A 20,972-nucleotide genomic window follows, 5' to 3' on the forward strand; every position below is an offset into this window, starting at 1 on the left:
ACTCGGCCAACTCCACGGCTTGGTGCTTGAACTCATCGGTGTAGCTACGGCGGGTGATACGGGACATAAGGGACCTCCAAGTGCGATCAAAGTATCGCTTCTTGGCGTCCGCTGACGGGGGGCCAGATCAGATACCCCCGCCACGCCCACCCGCCCGGCCTCATACGGTTTCCTGGGCACCGCGGGGAGATCAAAAGAAAAATCAAAAGCAAAACGCGGTTCTTCAGGCATTCGTGTCGACCAAGGTCGACACCTACCAGAGCAGAACACCGTTCCGACAGACCGCGGGAATCTGTCGAAGGCGGGGTGGGTCCGGTTGAGGGGGCGTGAGCCGCATGGATGCGGCGACCGAGCTTACATGGACGTACTTGCAGCGTCCCCCTCAACCGGACCCACCCCGCCACCCCACGGATAGCCAGCTTTTGACGTTGACGTTGATTGCAGCGGGTGCAGGGCTGCAAGCCCTGCCGGAAACCCTCTCCCCTCAGCAGGCCTCAGCCACCGCAGTGCGCGGACGCCCCAGCCACGCCAGCAGCAGCCCCGATGCCGCCAGCAGGCCACCGGCCACCGGAATCGCCGCGTAACCCAAACCCGAGCTGATCACCGCACCACCCAGCGCGGCACCCACCGCGTTGCCGAGGTTGAACGCACCCACGTTGATCGACGACGCCAGGCCCGGCGCCTCGCTCGCCGCCTGCATCACCCGGATCTGCAGCGGCGGCACGATGGCGAAGGTCGCCGCGCCGAACAGCAGCACGCCCAGCGCCGCAGTGGCGTGGTGCATGAACGCCAGCGGCAGCAAGAACATCAGCACGGCCAGGACCGCCAGCAGGATGCGGGTCGCGCCATCAAGCGACCAGTCGGCCATGCGCCCACCGATGCCATTGCCAAACGTGAAGCCGATACCGATCAGGGCCAGCGACATCGCGATGAAGGTGTTGGAGGCGCCGGTCAGTTCGGTCAGCACCGGCGCCACGTAGGTGTACAGAGTGAACATCGCACCCGCGCCGAGCACCGTGGTGCCCATCGCCAGCAGTACCTGCGGCTGCAGGATGGCCTTCAGTTCGCGGCGCACGTCCGGGCGCGGCCCCGGTGCAGATGCCGGCAGCGCGAAGCCGAGCGCGGTGATCGCAATCAGGCCCAGCACTGCAGTACCGGCGAAGGACAGGCGCCAGCCCAGTTGCTGGCCCACCCAGGTCGCCAGCGGCACGCCGCCGATATTGGCGATGGTCAGGCCCATGAACATGGTGGCCACGGCGGCGGCCTGCTTGTCCTTCGGCACCAGGCTGGCGGCAACCACCGCACCGATGCCGAAGAAGGCACCGTGGTTGAGGCTGGTGACCAGGCGCGACAGCAACAGCAGGCCGTAGTTCGGGGCCAGTGCCGAAAGCAGGTTGCCGACCACGAAGATCGACATCAGCAGCATCAGCGCGGTGCGCTTGCCGAAGCGGCCCATCAGCAGGGTCATCACCGGTGCGCCCAGCATCACGCCCACGGCGTAAGCGGTGATCAGCATGCCGGCAGTGGGAATGCCCACGCCCACGCCGTCGGCGATGACCGGCAACAGGCCCATCGGCGCAAACTCGGTGGTTCCGATGGCGAAGGCGCCGACGGCAAGCGCCAGCAAGGCGGCTCTGGAATTCATGGGGGGGTCCTGGGGGAGGGATTCGGGAGTGCGTAGCCTGCGCGCTTTGCTGTGGCGGATTAAGCCTCGTCCCGGGAAAACACTGTTGATCCTGGTTCACAAGTGGGGCACGGAAACCCGCTACAAGTGCAAAAACCGCAGCGCCGTAGCAGAGCCGTGCCCCCACAAACGCAGAACCCCCGGTCGGGCCGGGGGTTCTGAGGGACTTACATGCCAGAGGCGCTTACCAGTTACCAGCGCCCGGCACGTTGTGCTCGCGGGCGCGACGGCGCATCAGCAGGTTCAGCCATTCCACCAGCACCGAGAAGCCCATCGCGGCGTAGATGTAGGGCTTGGGCACGTGCACGTCCAGGCCGTCCAGGATCAGCACCGCACCGATCATCAGGATGAAGGCCAGCGCCAGCATCTTCACGGTCGGGTTGGCGTCGATGAAGCGGCCCAGCGGGTTGGCGGCCAGCAGCATCACCAACACCGACAGCAGGATGGCGGCGACCATGACCGGGATGTGGTCGGCGATGCCAACCGCGGTGATCACCGAGTCCAGCGAGAACACGATGTCGATCACCGCGATCTGCGCGATCACGTAGCCGAACACGGCCGAGGCCTTGGTGGTGCTCGGATCTTCATCCTCGCCGCCGCTGATCAGTTCCTTGATCTCCATGCAGCCCTTGATGATCAGGAACAGGCCACCGACGATCAGCACCAGGTCACGGATGGAGATGCCCATGCCGGCCACCGTGAACAGGTTGGCCGCCATGTGCGCCAGATACGCCAGCGACACCAGCAGACCGATACGGGTGATGCAGGCCACGGCGATACCGAGCTTGCGTGCGAACGGGCGACGCTCTTCCGGCAGCTTGCTGACCGCGATGGAAATGAACACCAGGTTGTCGATGCCGAGCACGATTTCCAGCGCGCTGAGCGTGAACAGGGTTACCCAGGCATTGGGGTCGGCGAGGAACTCAAAGGACATGGAATCTCTTCAAGGCAGTGGGGGAATGGGGTTTCAGCCGTAGCTGCCGGCCAGCGCGTGTGGAACCACGACCAGGGCCCAGCACAACAGCACGTTCATCATCAGCACGAACACCGCCGCCGAGCCCATGTCCTTGGCGCGGCCAGCCAACTCGTGGATTTCGCTGCCGTAACGTTCGATCACCGCCTCGATCGCCGAGTTGGCCAGTTCCATCGCAAGCACCAGCAGCATCGAACCGATCATCAGCGCACGCTCGACCGGCGTCTGCCCCAGCCAGACCGCGACCGGCGCCAGCAGGATCAGCAGGTAGACCTCCAGCCGGAACGACGATTCGTGCAGCCAGGCGGCGCGCAGGCCCTGCCAGGACCAGCGGGCGGCCTGGAAGATGCGGCGCGGGCCACGCGGCAGATGGCCGAACTGATCAGCCACGGGTGGAACATCCAGCAATAGGGGCGCGGCGCAGCGACCGCTCAGACGCACGGCAGGGAATCATGGGTGCACAGGAATAGGCAGATGGCCGCCATTTTGCCACAAGGCCGCCAGCCGCATCCCGGCGCCGGCCCGGTGAATGGACTGCCAGGGGCAAGCCCCGGCCCGCCCCAGCTTCTATGATGGCGTTCCCTTCCCTGCTGGAGCGCCTGATGTCCCGTCGCCGTACCTGCCTGCTGATGCTGGGCCTGCTGACCGCCGCACCGCTGGCCCAGGCCCTGGGCCCGACCACGTCGCCCCAGGTACCCGAACAGGTCTCCAACGTGGCCTGGGCCGGCGACATGGCCCGGTTCGCCAGCGCCGACCAGGCCAACCCGCCGCCCCGCGGTGGCATCGAATTCATCGGCAGCTCCTCCATCCGCTTCTGGGAGAGCCTGGCCACCGACTTCCCCGGCCAGCCTGTATTCAACCGCGGTTTCGGCGGCTCGGAAGTGCGCGACAGCACCTGGTATGCCGGCCAGATCGTGGTGCCGTATGCGCCGTGCAAGGTGTTCTTCTACGCCGGTGACAACGACCTCAACAGCGGCCGCACCGCGACCCAGGTCCGCGACGACGTGGTCGCCTTCGTGCAGCGCGTGCATCGCGACCTGCCGAAGACCAAGGTCGAGTACCTGTCGATCAAGCCGAGCCCGTCGCGGGCGCACCTGCTGCCGGCGATCAACGAGGCCAACACGCTGATCAAGGCCGCGCTGGCCAAGCTGCCCAACACCGGCTTCACCGATATCTACACGCCGATGCTGGGCGCGGATGGCCAGCCGGATGCAACGCTGTTCCGCGAGGACATGCTGCACATGACCCCGGCCGGGTATGACATCTGGACCAAGGCGCTGGCGCCGAAGGTCAACTGCAACTGAGCAACCCCATCCACGCATGGCGTGGATGTACTGCGGATCGCGGGAAACTGTCGAAGGCGGGGCGGTGTGGGTTTGCAGGACCGTTGGCGCCATGGATGGCGCCATCGAGCCCCCATGGGTGAGGGCGCTTTGCTTGCGAAGCACTGCTTCGCAAGCGCCCGAACGCACAGCCGCCAGCGGCTGGGCCGGACCCCGGAGGGGGGTTTACGGCGTGTCCTGCAAACCCACACCGCCCCGCCATTCCACGGAATGCCCGCTTTTGATGTTGATGTTGCCTCGGCGGGTGCCGGGCGCAGCCCGGCAAAATCCCTCTACCGGAAGATCACCGTTGCCTCGGTGCCCTGACCCGGCTCGCTGGCCAGGCTGACCTTCCAGCCGAAGCGATCACACAGCCTGCGTACGATCGACAGGCCCAGGCCGGTACCCTGCGGCCGGCTGGGTTCGGCGCGATAGAACGGTTCGAACGCCCGCGACAGCGCTTCGGGGGACATGCCGATGCCGGTATCGTGCACCACCACCCGATCGTTGTGCACATGCACGTCGATGCGCCCCTCGTCGGTGTAGCTGCATGCATTGCGCACCAGGTTGCTGACCACCACCTGCAGCACCCGCGGCGGCGCATGCAGCTGCACCGGGCCATCGCTGTGCAGGTGCACCGACACCGGGCGAGCCCCCAGCAGTTCGTTGGCGTTGTCCACTTCATAGCGGACGATGTCGTTGACGTCGAACAGCTCGATCTGCGGTTCGACGTCTGCCTCGCGGGCCAGGATCAGGAACGCATCGATCACCGCTTCCATGTCGCGGCCAGCCCGCTGGATGCGCTGCAGGCTGCGGCGCAGGCGCGGCTGCAGGCTTTCATCACCCAGTGCCATGTCGCTGGCAACGCGGATGACGGTCAGCGGCGTGCGCAGTTCATGGCTGGCATCGCGGGTGAAGTTGCGCTCGCGTGCCACGTGCGCGCTCACCCGGTTGGCCAGCGAGTGCAACGCGGCCGCCAGCTGCCGGGTCTCGCCCTGCATGTCCGCCGGCAGCTTGTTGGGCTCCAGGTCGGCCGCTTCCGGATGCCCCGGGTCCCAGCGCGAGACGCGCCGAGCCAGCCAGTTCACCGGCGACACCAGGCGCTTGGACGCGCGGTAGGTCACCCAGCTGGCGCCATACACCGCCAACAGGGTCAGCAGCACCGGCACGATGCCGAACCAGAACGCCAGCATCTCTGCGCGCGAGCGCAGGAACACCAGGTACAGGCGGCCAGCCGGGCGCACATCAACCAGCACCAGCTGGTCGTCCTTGGGCAGTTCGTGGAAGCCGGGCTCCAGATTGCGCAGGTTGGCCGGCAACGACAGTGCCGACTGCCCGCTTTCCAGCAGGTAGCCGCGGATGTTCTGGGTATTGGGCGGCGGCTGCACCGGGGACGCTTCGTGCAGCGTCCAGTAGTACGCCGCCTCCTCGCGCAGGGCAGCGCCCACCAGGCTGTGCTTGATCACTAGCGAGACCAGCCACGCACCCAGCAGGATGCCCAGGCTGGCCAGCACTGCCTGCAGGATGAAGGCGATACGGATCTTGCGCGGCAGGCCGTGCGGCATTGCGGAGTCCCGGTCAGAGCGCTGCGATTATAGGCAGCGCGCCACGCCGTGCGGGTGCATGGGCGATGACCGGCGGCAACGCCGGCCGGTCATGCCCTGCCCTCGTACGTGGCCACAACCCGGCCGGGCCTGCTGCTGCACCGGCGAGTATCCTGCTCAGGCCATCGGCTGGGCGATGTCGGCAATGCGGTAGCCGGCACTCTGCACGGTGTGCAGCAGCGGACGGTCGAACGGCTTGTCGATGATCTTGCGCAGGTTGTACAGGTGGCTGCGCAGGGTGTCCGAATCCGGCAGGCCATTGCCCCAGATCTCGCGCTCGATCTCCTGGCGGGTGACCACGCGCGGCGATTCGCGCATCAGGATGGTCAGCAGGCGCAGGCCGATCGGCGAAAGCTGCAGCTCGGTGCCGGCACGGGTCGCACGCATGCTGACCGGATCGAGCACCAGGTCGGCCACCTTCAGCACTTCCGAACCGACCTGGCGACGTTCGCGACGGATCAGCGCGCGCAGGCGGGCTTCCAGCTCCTGGATCGCGAACGGCTTGGTCAGGTAGTCATCGGCACCGAAACCCAGGCCGGTGAGCTTGTCGTCCAGCGTGTCGCGTGCCGTGAGCATCAGCACCGGGGTGGACTTGCGCGCATCGTTGCGCAGGCGACGGCACACTTCGATGCCATCCAGGCGCGGCAACATCAAGTCGAGCACCACGACGTCATAGCTGTTCTCCGCCGCAAGGCGGTAGCCATCCAGGCCGTCCTGTGCATAGTCGACTTCGAAGCCGCGACCTTCCAGGTATTCCCCGATCATCTCGGAGATGTTGCGGTTGTCTTCGACCACCAGCACCAAGCCGGAGGTCTCCTTCGTCTGACGCATGTGATTCCCTCTAACTTCAGCTTTGTGAAACATGCCGGATCGACGGTGGACGCGATGTGAAGTTCCGTCAAGAGGTAAACAAACGGTTCAGAGCAGCGGCCTCAGCAGCGGCCAGACGTTGTCCAGCACCTTTGGCTGCGCCTGTGCGGTCGGGTGCAGGCCGTCGGCCTGCATCATGCCCGGCTGCAGGGCCACCCCCTCCAGCAGGAAGGGCAGCAGCGGCACCTTGTACTGCGTGGCCAGCGCCCTGTAGGCCGCCGCCAGGCGCTGGCGATAGGCCGGCCCGTAGTTGGGCGGCACGTCAATGCCCAGCAGCAGCACCTTCGCGCCCGCCTTCTGGCTGGCCTGCACCATCTTTCCCAGGTTGCCCTGCACCTGCGCCGGGGTCAGCCCGCGCAGTGCATCGTTGCCGCCAAGGGCGATCACTACCACGGTCGGCTTTTCCTTCGCCAGCAGGGCCGGCAGGCGGGTCAGCGCGCCGGCGGTGGTCTCGCCGCTCATGCTGGCGTTGACGATGCGCACCGGGGTTTTCGACTGCTGCCTGACCCGCTGCTGCAGCAGGCTGACCCAGCCGGCGTCGGCAGGGATATTGTGGGCAGCACTGAGGCTGTCGCCGAGCACCAGCACGGTGCCGGCCGGACCTTTGGCACAGGCCAGCCCCGGCAGCAGCAGGAACCCTAGCAGCAGCACCATCATCGCGCCGGCTCGCCGGCTCCATCCCGTCTTGCGCATTGGAGTCTCCTCATCGACAGCCTGTCCCCCCGCAGCGCGCCCGCCGCCATCGCCGTCGACCAGGTCGGCAAGTCCGTGCAGGGCCCGGAGGGTGAAGTCCACATACTGGACAACATCACCCTGACGGTCCATGAAGGCACCAGCGTGGCCATCGTCGGCGCCTCCGGTTCCGGCAAGACCACCCTGCTTGGCCTGCTGGCCGGGCTGGACCTGCCCAGTCGCGGCCGCATCGCGCTGGCTGGCCAGGACCTGTCGGCGCTGGACGAGGAGGCCCGCGCCCAGCTGCGCGCGCGTGAGGTCGGCTTCGTGTTCCAGAGTTTCCACCTGCTGCCGGCGCTGACCGCCGCCGAGAATGTCGCGTTGCCGCTGGAACTGGCCGGACGCGAAGACCGGGCGCGGGTCGATGAAGTGCTGGCCCAGGTCGGGCTGGCCCATCGCGCCCGCCACTATCCGCGCCAGTTGTCGGGCGGCGAGCAGCAACGCGTGGCATTGGCACGTGCGTTCGTCACCCGCCCGCGCATCCTGTTCGCCGACGAACCGACCGGCTCGCTGGACCACGCCACCGGCCAGCACATCAGCGACCTGCTGTTCGAACTCAACGCCGGCAGCGGCACCACCCTGGTGCTGGTCACCCACGACCTGCGCCTGGCCCAGCGTTGCCAGTACATCCACCGCATCGACGACGGCCGCCTGCTGCCGGTCGAGCGCGGGGCGCAGGCATGAACCTGCTGCGGCATGCGTGGCGCGCGCTGCGCCGCGAGGCGCTGGCCGGTGACCTGCTGACCGTGTTCGCCGCACTGGTGCTGGGCGTGGCGGTGATGACCGCGGTCGGCACGCTGGTGAATCGGGTCAACCTGGCACTGACCGGCAGCGCAGCGGAAATGCTCGGTGGCGACCTCGGCATCGCCGGGCGCGATGACCCGCCGCAGGCGTTCGCCGACGAGGCGCAGCGGCGTGGACTGGCCTTCACCCGCATCGCCAGCTTCGGCAGCGTGCTGTTCAACGGTGATGCCAGCCAGATGGCCAGCATCAAGGCGGTGCAGGCGGGCTATCCGCTGCGTGGCACGCTGCGGGTGCGGGCCACACCCGGCGGCGCCCTGGTCGCCGAGGCCGGCATGCCGCCCAAGGGCCAGGCCTATGCCGACCCGCGCCTGCTGCAGGGGCTGGGACTGAAGGCCGGCGACGATCTCGAGTTCGGCGCTGGCACGCTGCGCATCGCCGGCATCATCGAGGCCGAACCGGATACCGGTGGCGACCTGCTGACGCTCTCCCCCACCCTGCTGGTCAACCGCGCCGATGTGGAGGGCACCGGCCTGCTCGGCCCTGGCAGCCGCATCAACTACCGGCTCATGTTCGCCGGCTCCGCCGACCAGGTTGCCGCGTTGCGCCAGTGGCTGCTGCCACAGGTAAAAGGCCTTCGCCTGCTGAGCGTGGACGACACCCAGCGCGGCGTGCGCCAGGCCTTTGATCTTGCCGGGCGCTTCCTCGGCCTGAGCGCACTGCTGGCGGTATTGCTGGCCGGCGTGGCGACCGCGCTGGCGGCCAACCGTTTTGCCCTGCGCCGCATCGACCAGGTGGCGATCCTGCGCTGCCTGGGCGCGCGCCAGCGCGACATCCTGCTTGGCCTGGCGCTGCAGCTGCTGATGCTGGCGCTGCCGGCCTGTGCGCTCGGCATCGGCCTGGGCATGGCCGCGCAGGAAGGCCTGGTGCAGGTGCTGGGCAGCCTGGTGCCGCAGCGCTTGCCGCTACCCGAGGCAATCCCGGCGCTGACCGGCGCCGGCATCGGCCTGTTGCTGCTGTTCGGCTTCGGCCTGCCGCCGCTGCTGCGCCTGCGCGGGGTGCCGCCGATGCGCGTGCTCAACCGCTCCTTCGCCGCCCTGCCCCCGGCCTCGCTGCTGGCCTACGTAGCAGCGCTGGCGGCGAGCCTGCTGCTGGCGGTGCAGGTGACCGGTGATCTCAAGCTGGCGCTATGGGTGCTGGGCGGCCTGGCCGCGTTGGCGGTGGCGGCCGGCGTGGTCGGTTTCGTGCTGCTGCAGCTGCTGCGCGGCCTGCAGCACCGCCTGCACGGCCACTGGCGGCTGGGCCTGGCGGCGCTGACCCGGCGCCGGATGCTGGCGGTGATGCAGCTGGTCGGGCTGTCGCTGTCGCTGTGCGCGCTGTTGCTGCTGGCGGTGACCGGCCCCGGCCTGCTGCAGCAGTGGCGCGAGCGACTGCCTGCGGACACGCCGAACTACTTCCTGATCAACATCCAGCCCGAACAGCGCGACAGCGTGCTGGCCGCGCTGCGTGGACTGGGCGCCAACGACGCCAGCATCGAACCGATGGCCACCGGCCGCCTGATCGCGATCAACGGCAAGCCGCCGCTGCGCGTGGATCGCTCGCCGGACCAGAGCGGGCAGCCGGCGTCTGGCGAAGCCCAGCGCGATGACGACGACGAGAACCGGCCGTTGAACTTCAGCTGGCGCAGCAGCTTCCCGCCGGCCAATACGCTGATGAACGGCACCTTCTGGACGCCCGACAGCACGGCGCCGGAGGCGTCGGTTGAAATCGGCTGGGCCAAGCGCTACGGCGTGTATCCCGGCGACCGCATCACCATTGCAGTAGGCGAGCAGGAGCGCGAGTTCACCGTGACCAGTGTGCGCAAGGCCGACTGGAACACCTTCCGGCCGAACTTCTTCGTGCTGCTGAACCCGAACGCGGTGGGCGATACACCGCACAACCTGCTGTCGGCATTCCACCTGCCGGCCGGCAAGGCAGCCGGACTGGGCGAGCTGGTGCGCGCTCAGCCCAACCTGTCGCTGCTGGACGTGGACGCGGTGATCTCGCAGGTGCGCGATGTGATGGAGCGGGTGGCACAGGCGGTGCAGCTGGTGATGGTGTTCAGCCTGCTGGCCGGCGTGCTGGTGCTGCTGGCCGCGCTGCAGGCCACGGCGGGCGAGCGTCGCTACGACAGCGCGGTGCTGCGCACGCTGGGCGCGACCCGGCGCCAGCTGCGCGGTGCGGTGCTGGTGGAGTTCGGCGCACTGGGCACGCTGGCCGCGTTGCTCGCGGTGGGCGCGGCGGCCGCCATCGGCGTGGCAGTCTCGCAGAAGGTGTTCGAGCTGCCATTGCTGCCGCCGTGGCCGGGCCTGCTGATCGGCGGCGTGGTCGGCATCGGGCTGAGCCTGCTGGCAGGCTGGTGGGGTACGCGGGCGATCCTGCATACGCCGCCGGCATTGGCGCTGCGCGAGGCCTGAGGCGGCGCCGGACCGGGGCGCGTGCCGAGCAAGCTCGGCACCTACCAAGAGCCCAGGACGGCGCTGCCAGTGTTCAAGGAACAAGCACATCCACGCATGGCGTGGATCTACTGGGCCTTTTCCACGTACTTGGCGAACACTTCGTCGATCTGCTTGTCCTTCACCTTCTTGCCGGACTGGATCTCTTCGGCCTGGGTGAACAGCGGAATGATCATCGCCATGCCGTCGATCCTGGTCTTCAGGTGCACGCCCGGGGCCTGGGTCAGGAAACCGTCCCAGCGCTGGCGCACCTTGGCCCAGTAACCGGCGGTGGCCTTCCAGTAGTTGCGCGCCGGGGTGAAGTCGACCTCGGTGGTCTTCACGTAGTCGTTGAAGCCGAACTCGCGTGCGATCTCCACCTGGCTGCCATCGGCGTTGCGCTGCACCTTGGTGTTGAACTGTTCGTGGGTCCAGCCGTTCGGGGTCAGCGTATGGCGGTTGACCACAGCCAGCGCGTTGTAGTCGCTGCGCTTGGTGTACTCACGGCGCGGCAGCGGGCGCCAGCTCAGATCGCTGGTCCAGCTCGGCACGTTGTTGGTGTAGGTCCAGGTGCCGGTGCCGCAGTAGCGCGGTGCGTCGCTCACTTCGTACACGCACTGGGTCCAGGCGCCCTGGTTCACCGCCGACGGAATACTGCGCACCTTCCAGGTCTGGTCGGCGCTGAACTCGAAACGGTTCGGCGCTTCGTACACCCAGTCCTGGCGCCAGTGCTTGGTGATGTGGCCGCTCTTTTCATCCAGCAGCAGGTGCTGCAGCACGATGCGCTTCGGGGTGTTCTCGACCACGATGACCACTTCACTGCCGCCGCTGCGCATCGCCGGTGCACGCTCGTAGCCCGGCTTCAGCAGCACGGTCTCGTCGAAGGCGAAGTCCACGGTGTACTCACCCTGCATGGCGAGGATGCTGTCGTGGTCGCGGGCGATATCGGAGGGCTGCGCGCTGGCCACGCCGCTGGCGGCGAGCAGCAGCATGGCGCTGGCTGTCTGGAGCTTCATCGGGGTCTTCCTTCGGGGTTGCAGATTCATTGAGGGGCCATCCGTGGCCAACGGGCGTTCCATCAGGAGAGGGTCACAGGCGGATCAGCGGCAGGTCGCCGGGAATCTGGGGCGCCGGACGCCGGGCGGCGTCGGCACAGCAGCAGTCGTCGATCGCCAGCTCGCCTTCAGCACCTTCCAGGCGTGCGATGCGGCGCGCGGTGGCCGCGCCCAGCGAGGACAGGGTCGACAGACTGGCGGCCAGCGTGCGTCCGTCGTCGGCGGCATGCAGGCGCAGCGCGCACAGGCGCCAGCGCTGGCCGCCAAGATGGCCGGCCAAACGCCGCCACAGGCGTTCGCCAACGCTCGCCTCGCTGTCGTGTTCCGGTCCCGGCGGCAGCGCCGCGACCAGACGGTCCCAGGCCAGGAAATCGCTGTCGGGCAGCAGGTACAGGCGCCACACGCAGCGGCCGCGGCCATCAAGGAAGCACAGGCTTTCGCGCAGGCCCTCGCTGTCCACGCCCTGACAGGCGTGTACGCGTACGGCCTGGCGCCAGCCGCCCAGCTCGTTGCCGTCGGCGTGGTACAGGCACAACACGGTGCCGAGCGTGGCCAGCTGTGCCGGGGTCGGCCAGGCCGCGCTGTTCGGCGCGGCGATGGAGTCATTCCTGCGTGCGGACAGTGCTCGGCTCATGAGGTCACCAGGAAACGGCAAGGCTGGCGGAGAAGGTGCGGCCCGGGCTGCTGAAACGATCGCTCAGTGCGCGATCGCTGATCAGGCTCGGGGTGATCGACGACCATTCGATGTAGCGCTTGTCGGCCAGGTTGAACACGCCGACATTGAAGGTGGCACCCGGCGCGAAGTTCCAGTGCGCCATCAGGTCCAGCACGCCGTAGCCGGCCGGCTGGTAGACGAACGGCGCCGGTGCGTTCGGATTGGTCTGCGCTGCAGGCGGCGGCAGGCGCTTCTTGCGCTGCACGAAGGTACCGGCCAGTTCGACGCCCCAGGTATCGGTGTCGTACATCAGGCCCAGCGTGCCACGCAGCGGATCGACCGAGGCCAGCGGTTCGTCATCGGTCCGGTTGTCACCACGCGACCATGCCAACGCACTGCGCAGCGCCCAGCCCTTCAGCGCCGGGCTGAGTTCGCCGAACTCGATGCCGGCCTTCATTTCCGCGCCATAGATGCGCGCGTCGGCGATGTTCTGCGACTGGAACACGGTCAAACCCTGTGCGTTGCGACCGGTATCGACGTTGGACTGGATGAAATCCTTGTAGTCGTTGTAGTAGCCGCTGACGCTGACGTACGCCGCCGGCGCGATGAAGCGCAGGCCCAGTTCGTAACCGTCGCTGGTTTCCGGCTTCAGATCCGGGTTGGCGATGGCGGTATAGCGGAAGGCGACGTTGGTCAGGCCGATGTTGACGTCGTTGTACGGCGGCGAACGGAAGCCACGCGCATAACCGGCGAACAGCGACCATTCGTCGGTAAAGCGCCAGACCATGCCCAGCTTCGGCGACACGCTGGTCTTCTTCAGTTGCGCCACGGCCGTGGTCGGGTTGTCTTCGGCGAAGATGCTGTCCACTTCCGGCTTCAGCTCGTAGCGGTCCACGCGCACGCCCGGCACCAGCGACAGCCGGCCATCGGCAAAGCGCATCTCATCCTGTGCATACAGGCCCAGCTCGGTGGTCTTGCTGATCGGGAAGTCACGCACCGGGAAGGTGTCCGGCAGCACCGTGTTGCTGACCACGCCAGCCTTGCTGACCTGATAGCCGTCGCGCTTCTGGCGGATCTCGGTACGGGTGCCTTCGAAACCGTAGGTCAATGCGTGCTCGACGCTGCCGGTGGCGAACGCCTTGTTGAACTGCGCCTGCAGGCCATAGGCATGCTGGTCGAAGGAGAACACGCGGTGGCGACGGGTGCCGTCGGTGCGGGTCTCGTCGGTCTGCTGCCGGGTTTCGCTGTTCTGCGCGTACACCTGCCAATGCAGGCTGTCGGCGAACGGCTGGTCCAGCGCATCCATCTCGTGGGCGAAGGACACGCGGTTGCGCTTCTGGGTGTCGTGGGACTTCATGCCAGTGGCCGCAGCCATCGCGCCGGGGCGCGGTGCAACGCTGGCGATCGCCGACAGCACATTGGTATCGGTGGTGTCTTCGTTGCCTTCCACGGTCAGGCGGAAGCGCTGGTCCTCGCTGGGTGCATAGACCAGTTTGCTGAGCAGGCTGCGGCCGTCGCGATCCTGCGGATTGGACGCGGTGCGGGTGTCGTTGTCGCTGCGCACCGTCCCCTTGTTGTCCGTTTCCTGGCCCTGGTGATGGTTGACGTTGACCAGGCCGCTCCAGTGGTCGCCACCGAAGGCGGCGGTGACACCGCCGAGCAGGCCCTTCCACTCACCGTCGTAGCCGAATTTCAGACCGAAGTAGCTGTTCTTGCCGTCCTTGAGATAGTCGGCCGGGTCTTTGGTCACGAACGCGACCACGCCACCGAGTGCGTCGGAGCCGTACAGCGAGCTGGCCGGTCCACGCACGATCTCGACGCGCTTGAGCGTATCGAGGTCGGTGAAGTTGCGGTTGGAACTGGCGAACGAACCGATGTCGAACCGGGTCGGCATGACGATGCCGTCGGTCTGGATGCGCACGCGGTTGCCGTCCAGGCCACGGATGCGGAAACCATCCAGGCCGAAGCGGGTCGCGCTGCGGGTGACCGACAGGCCCGGCTCGTAGCGCACCAGATCCTTGATGTCCTGCACCAGGTGCCGGTCCATCTGCTCACGGTCGATGACATCCACCGTGGCCGCCACGTCGCTCACCGCCCGCTCGGTGCGGGTGGCGGTGACCTGCACCCGATCGAATTCGCGCGCATCGGGGGCAGCAGTGGCAGCAGCGTGGGCGGACAGCGGCAGCACCATCCAGACAGCAAGGCAAAGGGCGGTATGGCGGGTCATCGGGTTCGTTCGGTCAGGCAGGGGAACCCCCGGTTACCGGCACACCCGGAAGGTGCACGCGGTAGACCGAGGGGGAGAGAGCGGGAGCGGACGGGTCGCCCACCCTGTCGGCGCTGCCGGCAGGAGGGAGGGAGGCGGGCGACCAGACCGCGATTACTTGGTCAGGATCAGCTTGTCGTTGCTGGTGTGCCGCAGGCGATAGAAGCGGTCGCCGTGCTGGATCAGGATTTCACGACGGCCCTTGAGCAGGGCTTCGCTGTCGATGACCTCTTCCGGCGGAACGACGCGGACCGGACGATCGCGGAGGGTCAGTGTTTCGGGGCGCAGCAGTACAGGTTGAGCATTCATGAGCATCTGGACTCGTGCGAGGGACGAGTTAAATGATAATGATTCTCAGTTGACAATCAACAACCATTCTCAATTTGATTGATGGGATTAATGATCGAATTCCGTAATCCGATAGATCGCATCAATTAAATGGCGACGCAGGTGTGTAGAGTCGACTGTTGGTCGACTGCTGTTGCTCGAAGCAGTCGGTTATTCGAAGCAGTCGACTGACAGTCGACTCTACCGTTCCCGTTCCCGTTCCCGTCCCGTTCCCTCGGCCGAACCGGCCCGAGCGAGGCCCCCGAGGCCCGGCCGGCCCCGGGGTTCAGGCGAAGACGGCTTCGACCTGCGCCCAGCCGGCCGCGTCGACCTGCTCCAGCACGTCCAGTGCCTTCAGGTTCTGCAGCAGCTGGCTGACCCGGCTGGCGCCGAGGATCACGCTGGAAACGTTCGGGTTGCGCAGGCACCAGGCGATGGCCAGCGTGGCCGGGGCGTGGCCCAGCGCGCGTGCCACCTCGCTGAAGCGCCGCACCTGGCCCAGGCGGGCCCCGGCGTCGGCCCCCAGCACCAGGTCCTGCAACCACTCCATGCCTTCCCGCCCCAGCCGTGCATCGGCCGGAATGCCCTGGTCGTACTTGCCGGTGAGCAGGCCCGACGCCAGCGGCGAGAAGATGGTGGTACCCAGGCCGGCACCGGCATACAGCGGCGCGTACTCGACCTCGACCCGCTCGCGGTGCAGCAGGTTGTACTGCGGCTGCTCCATCGACGGGCCCTGCAGGTTGCGCGCCTCGGCGATGTCCAGCGCCTGCTGGATCTGCACCGCCGACCACTCCGAGGTGCCCCAGTAGAGGATCTTGCCCTGCCGCACCAGGGTGTCCATCGCATGCACGGTCTCGGCGATCGGCGCGTCCGGATCCGGGCGGTGGCAGTAGTAAAGGTCCAGGTAGTCCACCCGCAGGCGCTTGAGTGCAGCGTGGCAGGCGTCGGTCACGTGCTTGCGCGACAGCCCGCGCTGGGTCGGCCGCGGGTCCTTGGCGCTGCCGAAAAACACCTTGCTGGACACGCAGAAACCGTCGCGCGGCAGGCGCAGGTCGGCGATCACGTCACCCATGACCTGTTCGGCACGGCCGTTGGCATAGCCCTCGGCGTTGTCGAAGAAGTTGACACCATGATCCCAGGCGGCGGCCACCAGGTTGCGCGCCTCATCACGCGGGATCTGGTCACCGAAGGTCACCCAGGCGCCGAAGGAAAGGGCGGAAATCGGCAGGCCGGTGGAGCCCAGGCGACGGTATTGCATGCGAATCTCCTGCTGCGGGCCCGCATCCGGGCCGGGATCGACCCCCATTCTACCTGCCGCCGCCAGCCGCAAGCCCTTGCCGTTGCTGGCCTGATCGGTACCGTTGGCCGCGCGCACGCTGCTTTTTCTTGCCCCGGCCCCTGCCCTGCACTAGGCTTCCCGTTTTTCGCGACGCCCCAGGGGAGTCACTCACATGGTCGAAGGTTTGGGCAGGATCGGCTTCGGCCTGTTCGGGTTGGCGGTGCTGATCGGCATCACCTGGTTGTTTTCCAATAACAAGCGCGCGGTTGACTGGAAGCTGGTTGCCACCGGTATCACCCTGCAGATCGCCTTCGCGGCGCTGGTGATCCTGGTGCCGGGCGGGCGCGACGTGTTCGACGCGCTGGGCCACGGCTTCGTCAAGGTGCTGAGCTTCGTCAACGAGGGTTCCGGTTTCATCTTCGGCTCGTTGATGGACACCAAGAATTACGGCTTCATCTTCGCCTTCCAGGTGCTGCCGACCATCATCTTCTTCTCGGCGCTGATGGGGGTGATGTACCACCTGAACATCATGCAGGCGATCGTGCGCGTGATGGCGTGGGCGATCACCAAGGTCATGCGTGTGTCCGGTGCGGAAACCACCAGCGTCTGCGCCAGCGTCTTCATCGGCCAGACCGAGGCGCCGCTGACCGTGCGCCCGTACATCGCCAGGATGACCCAGTCCGAGCTGCTGACCATGATGATCGGCGGCATGGCACACATCGCCGGCGGCGTGCTGGCGGCCTACGTGGGCATGCTTGGCGGCGGCGACCCAGCGCAGCAGGCCTTCTACGCCAAGCATCTGCTGGCGGCCAGCATCATGGCCGCGCCGGCCACCTTGGTCGTGGCCAAGCTGCTGATCCCGGAAACCGGCACCCCGCTCACCCGCGGCACGGTGAAGATGGAAGTCGAAAAGACCTCCAGCAACATCATCGACGCGGCTGCGGCCGGCGCCGGCGACGGCCTGAAGCTGGCGCTGAACATCGGCGCGATGCTGCTGGCCTTCATCGCCCTGATCGCGCTGCTGAACGCCCCGCTGACCTGGATCGGTGAAGTGACCGGCCTGGCTGCGCAGATCGGCAAGCCGACCAACCTGTCGACCATCTTCGGCTACCTGCTGGCCCCGATCGCCTGGGTGATCGGTACGCCGTGGGCCGATGCCACCACCGTCGGTTCGCTGATCGGCCAGAAGGTCGTGATCAACGAGTTCGTGGCCTACACCGAGTTGTCGCAGATCGTGAACGGCCAGGTGGCTGGCGTCAGCCTGTCCAGCGAAGGTCGCCTGATCGCGACCTACGCGCTGTGCGGCTTCGCCAACTTCAGCTCGATCGCGATCCAGATCGGCGGCATCGGTGGCCTGGCCCCGGAACGTCGCCACGACCTGGCCAAGTTCGGCCTGCGCGCGGTGCTGGGCGGTACCATTGCCACCTTCATGACGGCGACCATCGCCGGCGTGCTGACGCACTTCAGTTGAACCCTTGGTTGAGAAAAGATTCCCTATGAGCAGCAGTGTCGTTGTCGTCGGTTCCTTCAATGTCGATCACGTGTGGCGGTGCGAGTCGCTGCCGGCACCGGGCGCGACCATTGCCGGCCGCTACAGCACCGGCCCCGGTGGCAAGGGCTTCAACCAGGCCGTGGCGGCCTGCCGCGCCGGTGCCGAGACGCACTTCGTGTGCGCGCTGGGCGACGACGCCGGTGGCGCCACCGCGCGCGAACTGGCGGCGCAGGATGGTTTCGGCCTCATCGCCGAAGCCAGCAGCGAACCGACCGGCACCGCCGGCATCTACGTCGATGCCCGTGGCCGCAACACCATCGTGATCGGCCCGGGTGCCAACGCTGCGCTGAGCACCGACTTCCTGCAACAGCAGCAGGCCCTGCTGACCGGCGCCAGGGTGGTGCTGGTGCAGCTGGAATCGCCGGTGCAGACCATCGAAGCGGCACTGGCCACGGCCCGCGAGGCCGGCGTCACCACCGTGCTCAACACCGCACCGGCCGATGCCCCCTCGACCATCGGCCTGCTCAAGCTGGCCGATGTGATCACCCCGAACGAGACCGAGTTCGCTGCCCTGCTCGGCCGCCATGTCGGTGAGCGCGTGGATGCCAACGACGTCGCCGCGCTGGATGGCGCCAGCCTGCACGCGCTGTGCCGCAAGCTGGTCGGCAACGGTACCGTGGTGGTCACCCTGGGCTCGGTGGGCGTGTTCGTGTCGCATGCCGACGAGAACCTGCGCGGCGATACCCAGCCGTACTACCGCGTGGGCGCCGAACAGGTACAGGCCATCGACACCACCGGTGCCGGTGACGCCTTCAACGGTGCGCTGGCCGCGTCGCTGGCGCAGGTGGCCGACGCCCCGTTCGCCCGCCACGTGCGCTTCGCCAACCAGTTCGCCGGTCGTTCGACCGAGAAGGAAGGTGCTGCAGCGGCGATGCCGCGCTTCACCCCGGCCGACGCCGAAGCAAAGTAGATCCACGCCATGCGTGGATGAAGAAGCCCGGGCATGCAGATGCCCGGGCTTTTTTGTGGGTCTTCCATCCACGCATGGCGTGGATCTACTGCAAGCACCACGGCGGCACGTTCAATGGGGTAGATCCACGCCATGCGTGGATGCACGAGACCGGGCAAGCCATCGCAGCAACAGGCCTGCGGCAATCGCCAGCAACGCAACGGCCGCGCCCACCGCACCCAGCGATGCCAGGCCGAAGCGTTCGATGGCGCCGCCTCCCAACAGCGCCCCCAGGCCGATGCCTGCATTGGCCGCCGAGACATTCAAGGTTCCGGCCAGCGCCTGTGCCTGCGGCGCTGCACGCATCACCCGCACCTGGCACAGCGGAAACAGCGCGGTGTGGGCCACGCCCCAGACCGCCAGCGCGATGAGCGCGAATGCTCCCTGCCCGGCCAGCCCGACGCTGCCCAGCACGCCCAGCGCCAATACGCCACAGAACGCCAAGGTCGCACCCAGTGGCGCGCGATCCACCCAGCGGCCGCCCAACGCGTTGCCGATCAATCCAACCGCACCGAAGCCCATCAGCCACCACCCCACCTGTGCGGCAGGAACCCACAGCAGCCGTTCGAGTACATCGGCCAGATAGGTATAGGCAGCGAACATGGCGGTGAACACCAGCACCGACAACAGCACATTGCCCTGCAGCCAGGGCTGGCGCAGCACGCGTGCCTGTTCGCGCAGCGCGCGCCGCGGCCCGGCAACCGTATCGGGCATCCACAACGCTAATGCAGCGGCCATCAGCAGTGACAACGCTGCCAGCAACCAGAAGCTGCCGCGCCAACCGATGGCATCGGCAGCCAACGTGCCCAGCGGAATGCCGAACAGCATCGCGGCGGTGATGCCCAGATAGACCCGTGCCACCGCACGCCCCCCCTGCTCCGCAGGTGCCAGCAGTGCAGCAGTCTCGCTGGCCGTGCCCCAGAACACCGGCAGGGCCAGCGCCGGCAGCACCCGTGCCAGCGCCAGCAGCCATGGCTGCGTGGACATCGCGGCCAGCGCGTTGGAGCCGGCGAACAGCAGCAGGATGGCCACGAACAGGCGGCGTCGGTCGACGTGCGCGAGCAGCGCGGTCAACGGTGGCCCGGCCAGCATCACGGTGAACGCAAACAGGGTGACCAGTTGCCCGGCACGGGCAATGCCCAGGCCAAGGTCGTGGGCCAGTGCCGGCAGCAGGCCGACGATCAGGAACTCGGTGGTAACGATGACGAAAGCGGACACCGCCAGCAGGGCGACCGAAAGCTGTCGGCGCACATTGGCGTGGCCAGCGGCCACGGGAGAATCGGGGGAGGACATGGAGGAGCACCAGAACTGGAGCCGCCAGACTATTTATTCCCGTAGTTCCGATTACTGCTATATTTTCCACCTATTCAAGACAAAATTTCCCATGCTCCCCACCGAACGCCTGCGTGGCATCGAGGCCTTCGTCGCCACCGCTGACGCCGGCAGCTTCACCGCTGCCGCCGAGCGCCTGCATGTAACCAGTTCGGCGGTCGGCAAGACCATCGCACGGCTCGAGGCACGGCTGGGAGCCAGATTGTTCGAACGCAGCACCCGGCGATTGCGCCTGACCGAAGCCGGTGAAGGATTCCATCGCACCTGCGTGCGGGTGCTGGCCGAACTGGCTGATGCCGAATCAGTGCTGGCCGCACATGGCGGGGCGCCCGTGGGGCGTCTGCGCGTGGATGCGCCGGCCACCTTCGGGCGCCTCAAAGTCTGGCCGTTGCTGCTGCAGCTGGCCGATGCGTTCCCGCACCTGCGGCCGCAGGTGACCTTCGGCGACCGCTTCATCGACCTGGCCGAGGACGGCATCGATCTGGCTGTGCGCATCGGTGGCCCCGAGCCGCTGCCAGCGACCCTGGGCAGCCGCCTGCTCGGCTACGAGCGCCTGTGCTTCTGCGCGTCGCCGGCCTATCTGGAACGGCACGGCCTGCCCCGTTCGACCTCCGAACTGGCCGACCACGACGGCGTGATGTTCGGCCGCGCCGACGGCAGCATCGGGCCGTGGCAGGTGGCTGACGCCGGGAATCGCAGCGCATGGCTGCAGGCCCGCGCACGCCTGGTGGTCGGTAGTGCCGAAGCGCAGGTGGCGGCGGTCGAGGCCGGCTTTGGCATCGCCCAGCTGGCCACCTGGCTGGTCGATGACGCGCTGGCACGCGGCAGCCTGGTTTCGATCCTGCCAACGCTGGACTGCCGCGGCCTGCCCTTGCGCCTGTTGTGGCCACAGGGCCGGCAGCTGTTGCCGCGCGTGGATGTGGCATTGGACCGTCTCGGCGCCGGGTTGCAGATCGATCCGCCGCGCTGAGCGCGGGGCCATCAGGGACGACCGCAGGCAGTGCCATCGCAGCCTGGTCGACTGATAATCGATTCTCCCTAGGCTGGAGGCATTCCCAAGCCTGGGCAACGCCGGGCCTGGCAGCCGGGGGCAGCGCGACCGGGTAGAGTCGACTGGTAGTCGACTGCTTTCCGGCCAGGCCGCGGAAACCCCGCGC

Annotated in this window: 18 protein-coding genes; 6 read left to right on the top strand and 12 right to left on the bottom strand. The window is 67.4% G+C overall.

Annotated elements, in window-relative coordinates; translation table 11 throughout:
* Positions 1–484: 484 nt before the first annotated feature.
* The 3 genes from AC5P5R_RS04635 to AC5P5R_RS04645 all read right to left on the bottom strand — a co-directional run bounded on the left by AC5P5R_RS04635 (position 485) and on the right by AC5P5R_RS04645 (position 3,047).
* Positions 485–1,645, bottom strand: a complete 1,161-nt coding sequence (locus AC5P5R_RS04635) for an MFS transporter (protein ID WP_049395379.1) — start codon at positions 1,643–1,645, stop codon at positions 485–487.
* 223 nt (positions 1,646–1,868) lie between these two features.
* Positions 1,869–2,618 (bottom strand): TerC family protein, encoded by a 750-nt coding sequence (locus AC5P5R_RS04640; protein ID WP_005408127.1) that lies wholly within the window; start codon positions 2,616–2,618, stop codon positions 1,869–1,871.
* 33 nt (positions 2,619–2,651) lie between these two features.
* Positions 2,652–3,047, bottom strand: a complete 396-nt coding sequence (locus AC5P5R_RS04645) for a diacylglycerol kinase (RefSeq protein WP_005408126.1) — start codon at positions 3,045–3,047, stop codon at positions 2,652–2,654.
* A 212-nt stretch (positions 3,048–3,259) separates the two neighbouring features.
* Between AC5P5R_RS04645 and AC5P5R_RS04650 the strand changes: the two genes are divergently transcribed.
* Positions 3,260–3,961, top strand: a complete 702-nt coding sequence (locus AC5P5R_RS04650; RefSeq protein WP_099490459.1) for an SGNH/GDSL hydrolase family protein — start codon at positions 3,260–3,262, stop codon at positions 3,959–3,961.
* Between the two features lie 311 nt (positions 3,962–4,272).
* On the opposite strand, the gene AC5P5R_RS04655 is transcribed toward AC5P5R_RS04650, so the two are convergent.
* The 3 genes from AC5P5R_RS04655 to AC5P5R_RS04665 all read right to left on the bottom strand — a co-directional run bounded on the left by AC5P5R_RS04655 (position 4,273) and on the right by AC5P5R_RS04665 (position 7,146).
* Positions 4,273–5,544: a sensor histidine kinase gene (locus AC5P5R_RS04655; RefSeq protein ID WP_005412286.1), complete on the bottom strand. Its 1,272-nt coding sequence runs from the start codon at positions 5,542–5,544 to the stop codon at positions 4,273–4,275.
* 156 nt (positions 5,545–5,700) lie between these two features.
* On the bottom strand, positions 5,701–6,414 hold the full coding sequence (locus tag AC5P5R_RS04660; protein ID WP_002811889.1) for a response regulator transcription factor: 714 nt from the start codon (positions 6,412–6,414) through the stop codon (positions 5,701–5,703).
* 87 nt (positions 6,415–6,501) lie between these two features.
* On the bottom strand, positions 6,502–7,146 hold the full coding sequence (locus AC5P5R_RS04665) for an arylesterase (protein ID WP_049397453.1): 645 nt from the start codon (positions 7,144–7,146) through the stop codon (positions 6,502–6,504).
* 75 nt (positions 7,147–7,221) lie between these two features.
* Here AC5P5R_RS04665 and AC5P5R_RS04670 point away from each other — a divergent pair, with 75 nt between their 5' ends.
* The gene (locus AC5P5R_RS04670) at positions 7,222–7,869 is read left to right on the top strand and encodes an ABC transporter ATP-binding protein (protein WP_005408121.1); all 648 of its coding nucleotides are present in this window, start codon (positions 7,222–7,224) and stop codon (positions 7,867–7,869) included.
* Entirely contained in the window at positions 7,866–10,382 is a 2,517-nt protein-coding gene (locus tag AC5P5R_RS04675; protein ID WP_049397452.1) for an ABC transporter permease, read from the top strand. The genes AC5P5R_RS04670 and AC5P5R_RS04675 overlap by 4 nt, the downstream gene beginning before the upstream one ends.
* 107 nt (positions 10,383–10,489) lie before the next feature.
* On the opposite strand, the gene AC5P5R_RS04680 is transcribed toward AC5P5R_RS04675, so the two are convergent.
* The 5 genes from AC5P5R_RS04680 to AC5P5R_RS04700 form a co-directional block, all read right to left on the bottom strand.
* Positions 10,490–11,416: a DUF6607 family protein gene (locus AC5P5R_RS04680; protein WP_044569529.1), complete on the bottom strand. Its 927-nt coding sequence runs from the start codon at positions 11,414–11,416 to the stop codon at positions 10,490–10,492.
* 73 nt (positions 11,417–11,489) lie between these two features.
* Positions 11,490–12,089, bottom strand: a complete 600-nt coding sequence (locus tag AC5P5R_RS04685) for a ChuX/HutX family heme-like substrate-binding protein (RefSeq protein ID WP_005408118.1) — start codon at positions 12,087–12,089, stop codon at positions 11,490–11,492.
* Positions 12,090–12,093: 4 nt separating this feature from the next.
* Positions 12,094–14,337 carry a TonB-dependent hemoglobin/transferrin/lactoferrin family receptor gene (locus AC5P5R_RS04690; protein WP_414488612.1) on the bottom strand — a complete coding sequence of 748 codons (2,244 nt, stop codon included), beginning with the start codon at positions 14,335–14,337 and terminating at the stop codon, positions 12,094–12,096.
* 153 nt (positions 14,338–14,490) lie between these two features.
* Positions 14,491–14,685, bottom strand: a complete 195-nt coding sequence (hemP, locus tag AC5P5R_RS04695; protein WP_005412278.1) for a hemin uptake protein HemP — start codon at positions 14,683–14,685, stop codon at positions 14,491–14,493.
* A gap of 304 nt (positions 14,686–14,989) precedes the next feature.
* A complete protein-coding gene (locus AC5P5R_RS04700; protein WP_049397461.1) occupies positions 14,990–15,961 on the bottom strand; it encodes an aldo/keto reductase in 972 nt (323 codons plus the stop codon).
* A 193-nt stretch (positions 15,962–16,154) separates the two neighbouring features.
* On the opposite strand from AC5P5R_RS04700, the gene AC5P5R_RS04705 reads away from it, so the two are divergent.
* Together AC5P5R_RS04705 and AC5P5R_RS04710 are read left to right on the top strand one after the other, a co-directional pair.
* Positions 16,155–17,453: a NupC/NupG family nucleoside CNT transporter gene (locus AC5P5R_RS04705; RefSeq protein WP_005408115.1), complete on the top strand. Its 1,299-nt coding sequence runs from the start codon at positions 16,155–16,157 to the stop codon at positions 17,451–17,453.
* 25 nt (positions 17,454–17,478) lie between these two features.
* Entirely contained in the window at positions 17,479–18,444 is a 966-nt protein-coding gene (locus AC5P5R_RS04710) for a ribokinase (RefSeq protein WP_005408114.1), read from the top strand.
* A gap of 111 nt (positions 18,445–18,555) precedes the next feature.
* Here AC5P5R_RS04710 and AC5P5R_RS04715 read toward each other — a convergent pair whose 3' ends face one another.
* Positions 18,556–19,776 (bottom strand): MFS transporter, encoded by a 1,221-nt coding sequence (locus tag AC5P5R_RS04715; RefSeq protein ID WP_043035380.1) that lies wholly within the window; start codon positions 19,774–19,776, stop codon positions 18,556–18,558.
* A gap of 91 nt (positions 19,777–19,867) precedes the next feature.
* Here AC5P5R_RS04715 and AC5P5R_RS04720 point away from each other — a divergent pair, with 91 nt between their 5' ends.
* On the top strand, positions 19,868–20,785 hold the full coding sequence (locus AC5P5R_RS04720; protein WP_043035379.1) for a LysR family transcriptional regulator: 918 nt from the start codon (positions 19,868–19,870) through the stop codon (positions 20,783–20,785).
* Positions 20,786–20,972: the final 187 nt, after the last annotated feature.

This window comes from Stenotrophomonas sp. YJH_SMC_19 (assembly GCF_059367915.1).